The sequence below is a fragment of the Clostridium sp. genome, assembly GCF_016650095.1.
Lineage (GTDB): Bacteria > Bacillota > Clostridia > Clostridiales > Clostridiaceae > Clostridium_AD.
In genome coordinates this window covers 1-9,154 of the sequence record NZ_JAENWL010000120.1, presented here as the reverse complement: position 1 = coordinate 9,154, position 9,154 = coordinate 1, and the positions used below count along the sequence as shown (strand labels likewise).

The following is a 9,154-nucleotide window of genomic DNA, read 5'->3' as shown; positions in this document are numbered from 1 at the left end:
TAATAATTTGGGGAAGTAATTAAATGAAGAATAAGGATTTATGGCGCTTTGTAATGTTAACAATAAAATGCTTTATCATTTTATTAGTAATTGGAATTTTCTTGCCTAAAACTGTTGATTACTTACTTCAAAACTTAATTAATAATACAAAAATTTACAAGAACAGTATAGTTGTTTACAAATTAGTTGATAATAACTATAAATTAGTTTATAATTATGTACGAATATTCTATTTATTTTTTGAAATTTAATAAGCTATATATATATTAATATTCTCTATAATATGGGAGAGAAAATATGAGTAATTTACTAGCGAACTATATCGACAATTTAATAAATAATAAACTAACAAGAAACACTGTTGAAGCTTATACAAGGGATGTTAAACGATTCATTGAATTTACGAAAGATAGAAATGAAACTGTAGAAATAGTTGATAACATAACAATAAGGGCATATTCTGAGCAGCTTAGAAAAGAAGGTTGTGCAAATAGCTCTATAGCAAGAAGTATAATTTCTATTAGGAATTACTATAAGTATCTTATTAAAAACAATTTTGCTCAAAACGACCCAACAGCCTACTTCTCTATTCCAAAAATCAAGCGAAATATACCGCAAATTCTATCAGTTGAGGAGATAGATGAATTATTAAATCAACCAGAAGAAACAACGCTTAAAGGGAGTAGAGATAAAGCAATGTTGGAACTCATGTATGCCACAGGCATAAAAGTTTCAGAACTTTTAAGTCTAACAGTATATGATATTAACTTAGAATTGTTATACATAAGATGCAATAATGGTAAGACAAATGAAAGAATAATTCCTATAGGGGCTCATGCGGTTAGATGTCTATCACAGTATTTAAAGATTAGATTTGAAATAAACGCGAATAATCTAAGTTTGCTTTTTTTAAATGTAAAGGGTGATAAAATGACTAGGCAGGGATTTTGGAAAATTATTAAAGAGTATGCTAAAATGACTAATATTAATAAAACAATAAACTCATATACACTGAGACACTCATTTGCGGTACATTTATTGCAAAATGGTGCTGGCATAATAGCAGTTCAAGAATTATTAGGGCATAATAGTATGTCTACAACCCAAATTTATTCAACTATATGTAAGAAAAGCAAAATAGCGAAAATTTACAAAAGCACTCATCCAAGAGCATAAGGTATATTACCTAAATTTATATAAGAAAATAGTAATCTTTACCCTATAGAGTAGACTACAGAAAAAAGTCTACTCTATAGGGTATTTTTATGTTTAATAAAGAAAAGATGGGATGTGTATAGAATAGACATGAAAAAAAGTTTTTTTATTTATTATAAATAAATAGTGATAATATTAATGTGAATTGGTAAAAATAATGTTATAAATTTTGAACAAGGCAAACAGCACTTAAAATTGTTGTTTAGCGGAAAGGAATATGAGGAGGATATATATGAAAAGAAGCATAAAAAGTGTATTATGTTTAATTTTATCACTAATTTTTACCACACAGCTTTTTAGTATATCAGCAAATGCAGAAGGAGAAAAAAATGATGATAAAGGTATTGTAGTAGACGCAAAGTCAGCACTACTAATGGAACCATCTAGTGGAAAAATAATTTACGAAAAAAATTCTCATGAGAAATTTGCACCGGCTTCAGTAACTAAAATAATGACGATGCTACTCGCTATGGAAGCAATAGACTCTGGAAAAATCAAATTACAAGATAAAATAACTATAAGTGAAAACTCGAAAAAAATGGGTGGAAGCAGTATGATACTTGATACTGGTGAAGTCAGAACCGTTGAAGAAATATTAAAAGGTATTGCAATTGCATCAGGTAACGATGCAGCAGTGGCTATGGGAGAATATTTAGGAGGCAGTGAAGGTGCTTTTGTGAATATGATGAATGAAAGAGCAAAAGGTCTTAATATGAAAGATACTAGTTTTAAAAACTGCACTGGATTAAGTGCAGAAGGACATTTCACAACTGCCTATGATATTTCAATTATGTCTAGAGAGTTATTAAAACATCCTAAAATATTAAAATATTCGGGAACATACATGGAAACTATTTCTGAGGGTAGAAAGAGCCCTATAGGTCTTGTTAATCATAATAAGCTTGTTAGATTTTTTGAGGGATGTGATGGGCTAAAAACTGGTTTTACAAATGAAGCAAAATATTGTATATCTGCAACTGCGGTGCGTAGCGATGTAAGAATGCTTGCAATAATTATGGGTGCTCCAACTTATACAATAAGAAATAGAGATGCTAGTATGTTAATGAATTATGGATTCTCTAAATTTGAAACTAAGAAAGTAATAGTTAAAAATGAAGAGTTAGAAAAAGTAATTTTAAATAAAAAAGGCGATAAGTTCCTTATTGCTAAAGCTCAAGAAGATTTTCTTATAACTCTTGAAAGAGGTAAGAAAAATGAAATTACTAAAAAGATTATTTTAAAAGCAGATTTAAATGAGTATAAAAAGGATGTAGCAATAGGATTTTGTGAAATATATGTTGATAAAGAATTATGTGGTAAGATTATTATCTATAGTGATAGAGATATTAAAAAATCTAGATTATGGGATAATATCAAAAATAATTTTATAGACTTATTTGATAAAGCAATCTAATCTTATATTTATATAGTTATAATATGGCTTCTAGGCAATGATTTTTTGCTTAGAGGCTATAATATTTTATAATATAGTGTATTTTTCCTATTAAAATATTATACTGACTAGTTATTTTTTTGAAGATGCATTATACTTAAAATACATGATATAAAGAAATTATAAAATATTATATTTCTTTATAATTAATTGTTTGTTTAGGAGAGAGAGTACATGCCATTAAGTATAAAAATAACTAATTTTGAAGGACCATTTGACTTGCTACTTCATCTTATTAAGAAAAATGAGATGAATATTTATGATATTAATATTTATGAAATCACAAATCAGTATTTAGAATATCTTAAAAGCATGAAGGAAATGGATTTAGAGGTGACATCAGAGTTCATTGTTATAGCGGCTACTTTAATTGAAATAAAATCCAAATATTTGTTGCCTAAAAATAAAGAGGAGAATTCTACGGATGATGAAAATGATGTAGAACGGGAATTATTAAATAAATTAATTGAATATAGAAAATATAAAATTATAGCTGAAAATTTAAAGATGATGGAACAAAGCGCAGGTATAATGCTTAGTAAGAAACCAGAAATAATAGAAGAAGATACTAAAAACACTAAACAAATTGATTTTATGAAAAATATTACAATGCTTGATTTATATAATTTGTATAATGGTTTAATGAAAGATTATATAAATAAAATGAATACTGATAATATTATAGACAAAAAAATCACGTTGGAAGAATATAAAATAGAAGATAAAATGGAAGAATTGAAACAAAAGATTGATTCATTTGGAAGGGTCCATTTTACAAAGTTAATATATGGATATTCATCTAAATTAGAAGTTATTATTACGTTTTTAGCATTACTTGAACTTATTAAGATTAGAAGTGTGAGAGTAATTCAAGAAAGTAATTTTAAAGATATATACTTAGAAAGGGTAAATTAATATGAATGAAATTAACATTAAAAAATTAGAGATTGAAGATGGTTCTACTAAAAATATATATTTCTCTATTATTGAGTCCCTGTTGTTCGTTACTGGAGAATCATTAAAGCTAACTGAAATGGCAAATATATTGGAATGTAGCATTGATTTTACAAGGCAACTAACAAATGAATTAAGAACAAAATATGAAGAAGAGCACAGAGGAATTAAAATTATAGTAACTAATGATGAATATCAATTTGTTACAAAACCTTGTAATAGTGAATATGTTCAAAAACTATTAAAAACAAATATCAGGCAATCACTTTCACAGGCCTCACTTGAAACTCTAGCAATTGTCGCATACAAGCAACCCATAACGAGAATGGAAATTGAGGACATAAGAGGAGTTAAGAGCGATAGGGCTATCTATACCTTATCAGAAAAAAAACTGATTATAGAAAGTGGGCGAAAAAATGTTCCTGGAAGACCAATTATTTATGTAACTTCCGATGAATTTCTTAAACATTTTGATTTCCAAACTCTAGGACAAATGCCTTCTTTAGAAGATTTTAATAAAGAAAATTTGCAACCAAATGATGAAAAGGAAAGATGATTAGAAATTTTTAAAAACTGTTTTATGTATACAGTTATTAAACACACACATAATAAGTTTTTCCAAAGGGGAAATTTATTATGTGTGTGTTTATATTTTTATCTAAAAACTTTTGTAATTATTCATCATATTTTTCTTTAGCTTCATGGTCTGTATGCTTATCACATTTATCTTTAAACATATCTTTAATAATATCGATAATTTGTGGTACTGTATCAACGATTTTATCATATGTATTTTGCTGATCTACAGGTAAAAGTCTTATTGAATCATTTTTGACAACTAAAAACGCAACGGGTTTAACAGTGACTCCAGCTCCAGAGCCACCACCAAAAGGATAGTTAGTGCTTGTGGCAGATGTTTTAATACTATTGAATTCACTACCCCCAGATGCAAAACCAAAACATACTTTTGAAATAGGGATAATTGTAGTGCCATCTGGTGACTCTATAGGGTTTCCTACAATGGTGTTTACATCTATCATATCTTTTATACTTTCCATAGTGGTCCTCATTAAATTTTCAATTGGGTGGTTATCCATGTAAATTTCCTCCTTCATATTTTTTCATACTTGGTTTATTATTCTTTATTTGTATAAAACAAATTAACATTATAGATATTATATAAATAATTTTTGCTAAACTGGCATAAATTATACTCGAGATTTCCATATAAAAATAATTTTCTCTAAAATTAGGGATTATTTTAAAATCTATTTTTTTAAGTTTAACAAATTTTATTAATTGCAAATAAAAAAGACTAAAAGCTGAATTAATTAAGCCAAATAAGATAGCTACAAAAGCAGCATCATCAAATCCATACTCTACTTTAGTGTTCAAAGTTAATGTAGGCTTAAATTTTAAGTTTTTAATTTTATAAATAATTAGATTTATATCTCTTAAAGTAAAATCTTTAAAGAGACTAGGTTTTGACTTAGATTTTATATTATTTTTTAAATCTTTTTTTGAGAGGTTATTTAAGTTTAATTTTTTATTATATACGTAAATTTCCAAAACTTTGTTTGAGTATTTAAGAGTTATTTTTAGAGGGATTGGAAATAATATAATTGCTAGCATTAATAAAAACACTATAATTGCTTTAAACATTTTAACCTCCCAGTTTATCTAATAATTGTTATTATGCCCAAAAAGAGATAAAAAAATCAATCAATATATATTTACCTTTATTTTAGTATTAACAATATAATTCCTAATATTTTGAAGAGGTGAGGTTATGAAAAAGAAATTTAAAATATTTTTATCGTTAACTTTAAGCTTATTTTTTTTATTCGCATCATTAGCTCAAAATGTTTATGCTGATGATATATATGTTAATGCCATAAGTGCTATAGCGTTGGACTGCGATTCTAAAATTGTTTTATATGAAAAAAATGCATATACTCCAATTGAAATTGCTAGTACTACAAAGATTATAACCGCACTTGTTGCAATTAAATGTGGAGATTTAAACAAGAAAATTACTATATCAGAAAAGGCAGCATCTATACGTGGATCAGAAATAGGGTTAAAAAAAGGTGAAGAAATAACTCTAAAAGAGTTATTATATGGACTTATGTTAAGGTCTGGAAATGATGCAGCAATTGCAATTGCAGAAGGAATAAGTGGGAGTGTTGATGAGTATTTAAAGCTTATGAATGAATATGCATTAGAACTTGGATTATTGAATAGCAACTTTGAGTCACCACATGGATTGGATAGTACAAATCATTATTCTACAGCATATGATTTAGCTTTGATTACTGCAAAGGCGAAAGAAATAAAACTATTTAATGACATAGTAAGCTCTAAAGATATTGATGCTAAAGAGTACAATTTTACCAGGAGTTATCATAATATAAATAAAATTCTATATCTTTTGCCAAATTCCACAGGAGTAAAAACCGGTTTTACTGGAAAGGCGGGTAAATGCCTAGTAACTTCTGTTAAAATTCAAAATAGAGATGTTATTATAATAACTTTAAATTGTACCCCTAGATGGAAAGAAACAGAAAAAATATGCAAGTATGTTGAGAAAAATTTTGAATATAAAAAATTAGTTAGCAAAGGAGAAACCTTAGAACACCTTAACATTAAAAATGGAAGAGATAATGTTGATATAATAAGTGGAAAAGATATCATAATTCCAGTGAATAACGATGATAAAATTGAAGTTAAAATTAAAAAACCCCTATATGAAGTTTCTGCTCCAGTACAAGGCGGAGAAAAGCTAGGAAGAGTAGAAGTATATGCAAACAATAAGCTGTTGTATACGGAGGCTCTAATAGCTAAGAAAACTGTTGAAAGGAAAAATGATTTTAGAAGTAAATTCAATAAATTTGTAGGTTTAATTATTCATAGTAAATAAAAAGGTCATTTTCGAATCATTTATTTATTTAAAATATTAAAAGTCTATTTAAATGTTAGGTAGATATTTTTTAGATATTGAAGTAATTCTCTTTAAATTGTAACAATTTTTATGCTTTTAAATATTTTAATAGTAGAGTACTTGAGGAGGTTATATTAATGAGTTATGAGCCCTATGATTGTATTGATGTAGGAAGTGAATATTGTCCTAGAGACACTAAACTGCGATAAGCAGTTTAATGTCTCATTTCAAAGACATAAGATTAATTTTTACAATGCCTTTATCACCATCCCAATATATTGATTCTAAAACATTATTAATTAACAAATGCTTATTATTGAAATCTAAGACATCGGCAATAGATGAAAGGTTATTTAAAGCATACGCAAATTTAGTTATACTTTGATTATCACTTTTACATTTATGAGAAGTAGCTCTTAAGTTTTCATATTTAGAATTAAGGATATCTAATTCATTTCCTAATTTCAAAATTTGAGGTTTTATATATTTTGATATTTCATTTTCAAAAGATAGCTGATTTACTAGAATATTTATCTGGGCTTGTTTTGTATTTATTTGTTCTGCCAAGTTTTCCAGTTCAGATTGCAGAAAATTATTATTATCCATTTCTGATTTAATTTTATTCAACTCTTCTATCAAAATATTTTTGTCAACAGTAATGTTTTTTAAATTATCTATAGTTTTAGCTTCAAGTTCATCTACTCGGATATTAGGATTATTACATCGGACGCCTTTTGAATAATCTTTAGTGCTACAAACATAATACTGGATTTTTTTATTTGTTTTTGAACTAATATGACCATGTTTAACAATCATACTTTTACCACATTTAGAACATTTTAAAGTCCCAGTAAGTAATGCTGCCGCTGAGGTTCCAAGCCTTGGCGCTTTATTTTTATTTGTATCTAATAATTTTTGAACTTTAAGCCATTGGGATGGATCAATAATTCCGTCATGAGTCGAAACAGCAGCTATCCATTCTGTTATATCTCGCTTAATTTTAGCCCCTTTACTTTTGTTATAAGTTAGAATGCCATGTTTGTCATTAGCTGCACCCGTTACATTCATTCCAATAGCTTCAAGATGATTCATAACAGCTTCATTTGCTCTAACATAGAGAGGATTTCTTAATATAAGCTGAATTCTTTTTTTATTAAAATCTGACCCATTTTTTGTTTTAATATTCTTTTTAAAAACGAATATAAAAACCTGACTAATAGACCTGTACTGTAAATATTTGTCGTAAATAATTTTTACTACATCTAATTCTTTTTTTATAGGTGATAATGTATACATTATTTTTTCCTTAAATTCAGCATCTAAATAGGATAGTTTTTTACTTTCGTATCCCAAGGGAGTTTGGCCTCCTAGCCATCTTCCACTTTTAGCGAGCTCTAACATATTGTCTCTAACTCGTTCACCAATAGTTTCACGTTCGAGTTGCGCAAAAATAGAGGCAATATACATCATGGCGCGGCCCATAGGTGTTGACGTATCAAATTGTTCATTAACACTTACAAAACTTATGTGTAAAATTTCTAAATCATTTATAAGGTTAGTAAAATCAGAGATATTTCTACTTATTCTATCTAGTCTATAACAGATGAGGGTATGAAATTTTTTTTCCTTTGCATCAATCAGCATTTTTTGAAACTGAGGTCTTTTAATATTTTTTCCTGAAAAACCTTCATCTTCGTATATTATAAACTTTTCAATTCCTAAATGAGTACCTTCATACTTACATAGTTCAATTTGGTTTATTATTGATTCGCCTTTTCCTGTGATCTTTGATTTTCTGGAGTATATAGCAGCAATCTTCAATTTATTTGCTCCTTAATAATTGATTTGAAAGTTTGATAAAAGCATTTATTTAAATATATGATTGTAACACTGTGATTAAAACTGCATACTATAATATATTAGCTTATTTGGGGGATTGTAAATGAAGATTAACTCTACGATTCTTTTAGAATTAAACAAAAGAGAATCCAAACTTTTGAATGAACAATATACACGGACTGTTGCAAAAATAATAGCTTCAGAGTTTTCATTACAAGAAATAAACGAATTAATAGAAAAATTATTGATTACCTAAGTTATTTGATGTTTTGACATAAATGGTACTGTTTTTGAGGAGGAATATATGTACAAAAGTAGAATTAAATAGAAAAGGGAAAGTTTTAAGGAAAGTTTTAAAATAATTAGGGGTGTATTTTAGTAATAAAAAACAAACAATCTGAATATACTGAACAAATTCTATTAAAAAATGATATACTATGATAATACCCGATATGAGGTGCATGAAAATAAATAACAAGTTATTTATTTTCATATGCCTAACATGAAATATGGAGATGATTTATATGAAGTTATGCGAAATATGTAAAAAAAATATAGCCATGATATTAACATCAAAAATTGAAAATGGTAAAACTGAAACTTTAGCTTTATGTATAGAGTGTGCTAAAAAGAGGGGAGTACCAGTTATGGATCAATTGATGCAACAAGCTGGGATATCCTCAGAGGATATCGAAAACTTAAATGAGCAAATGGGTAATATATTTAAAGACATGAATTTAGAAGACATGAAT

9 protein-coding genes and 1 pseudogene are annotated in these 9,154 nt (G+C 27.4%); 7 read left to right on the top strand and 3 right to left on the bottom strand.

All coding sequences use genetic code 11. The features are described from left to right. Positions 1-297 precede the first annotated feature (297 nt). The 4 genes from JJE11_RS08960 to scpB all read left to right on the top strand — a co-directional run bounded on the left by JJE11_RS08960 (position 298) and on the right by scpB (position 4,178). The gene (locus JJE11_RS08960; protein WP_291634723.1) at positions 298-1,176 is read left to right on the top strand and encodes a tyrosine recombinase; all 879 of its coding nucleotides are present in this window, start codon (positions 298-300) and stop codon (positions 1,174-1,176) included. Positions 1,177-1,447: 271 nt separating this feature from the next. Beyond that, a complete protein-coding gene (locus tag JJE11_RS08955; protein WP_291634721.1) occupies positions 1,448-2,629 on the top strand; it encodes a D-alanyl-D-alanine carboxypeptidase family protein in 1,182 nt (393 codons plus the stop codon). A 213-nt stretch (positions 2,630-2,842) separates the two neighbouring features. After that, positions 2,843-3,583, top strand: coding sequence for a segregation/condensation protein A (locus JJE11_RS08950; RefSeq protein ID WP_291634719.1), 741 nt, complete (start codon positions 2,843-2,845; stop codon positions 3,581-3,583). Between the two features lies 1 nt (position 3,584). Next, positions 3,585-4,178, top strand: a complete 594-nt coding sequence (scpB, locus tag JJE11_RS08945) for an SMC-Scp complex subunit ScpB (RefSeq protein WP_291634717.1) — start codon at positions 3,585-3,587, stop codon at positions 4,176-4,178. A gap of 118 nt (positions 4,179-4,296) precedes the next feature. Here scpB and ytfJ read toward each other — a convergent pair whose 3' ends face one another. Continuing rightward, positions 4,297-4,719, bottom strand: coding sequence for a GerW family sporulation protein (gene ytfJ / locus JJE11_RS08940; RefSeq protein ID WP_291634715.1), 423 nt, complete (start codon positions 4,717-4,719; stop codon positions 4,297-4,299). Further along, positions 4,712-5,284, bottom strand: coding sequence for a DUF2953 domain-containing protein (locus tag JJE11_RS08935; RefSeq protein ID WP_291634712.1), 573 nt, complete (start codon positions 5,282-5,284; stop codon positions 4,712-4,714). The genes ytfJ and JJE11_RS08935 overlap by 8 nt, the downstream gene beginning before the upstream one ends. A 127-nt stretch (positions 5,285-5,411) precedes the next feature. On the opposite strand from JJE11_RS08935, the gene JJE11_RS08930 reads away from it, so the two are divergent. Further along, the gene (locus JJE11_RS08930; RefSeq protein ID WP_291634710.1) at positions 5,412-6,542 is read left to right on the top strand and encodes a D-alanyl-D-alanine carboxypeptidase family protein; all 1,131 of its coding nucleotides are present in this window, start codon (positions 5,412-5,414) and stop codon (positions 6,540-6,542) included. A gap of 243 nt (positions 6,543-6,785) precedes the next feature. On the opposite strand, the gene JJE11_RS08925 is transcribed toward JJE11_RS08930, so the two are convergent. Continuing rightward, positions 6,786-8,384 (bottom strand): recombinase family protein, encoded by a 1,599-nt coding sequence (locus tag JJE11_RS08925; RefSeq protein ID WP_291634708.1) that lies wholly within the window; start codon positions 8,382-8,384, stop codon positions 6,786-6,788. A 121-nt stretch (positions 8,385-8,505) separates the two neighbouring features. On the opposite strand from JJE11_RS08925, the gene JJE11_RS08920 reads away from it, so the two are divergent. After that, positions 8,506-8,658, top strand: coding sequence for a hypothetical protein (locus JJE11_RS08920; RefSeq protein WP_291634706.1), 153 nt, complete (start codon positions 8,506-8,508; stop codon positions 8,656-8,658). 268 nt (positions 8,659-8,926) lie between these two features. Then, positions 8,927-9,154 (top strand): annotated as a pseudogene (locus JJE11_RS08915) (hypothetical protein); the annotation flags it as partial.

What these genes read in the sequence shown, in the direction of transcription:
- JJE11_RS08960 (WP_291634723.1), top strand. Translation starts at nt 298, where the DNA reads ATGAGTAATTTACTAGCGAACTATATCGACAATTTAATAAATAATAAA.
- JJE11_RS08955 (WP_291634721.1), top strand. Translation starts at nt 1,448, where the DNA reads ATGAAAAGAAGCATAAAAAGTGTATTATGTTTAATTTTATCACTAATT.
- JJE11_RS08930 (WP_291634710.1), top strand. Translation starts at nt 5,412, where the DNA reads ATGAAAAAGAAATTTAAAATATTTTTATCGTTAACTTTAAGCTTATTT.
- ytfJ (WP_291634715.1), bottom strand. Translation starts at nt 4,719, where the DNA reads ATGGATAACCACCCAATTGAAAATTTAATGAGGACCACTATGGAAAGT.
- JJE11_RS08950 (WP_291634719.1), top strand. Translation starts at nt 2,843, where the DNA reads ATGCCATTAAGTATAAAAATAACTAATTTTGAAGGACCATTTGACTTG.
- scpB (WP_291634717.1), top strand. Translation starts at nt 3,585, where the DNA reads ATGAATGAAATTAACATTAAAAAATTAGAGATTGAAGATGGTTCTACT.
- JJE11_RS08920 (WP_291634706.1), top strand. Translation starts at nt 8,506, where the DNA reads ATGAAGATTAACTCTACGATTCTTTTAGAATTAAACAAAAGAGAATCC.
- JJE11_RS08935 (WP_291634712.1), bottom strand. Translation starts at nt 5,284, where the DNA reads ATGTTTAAAGCAATTATAGTGTTTTTATTAATGCTAGCAATTATATTA.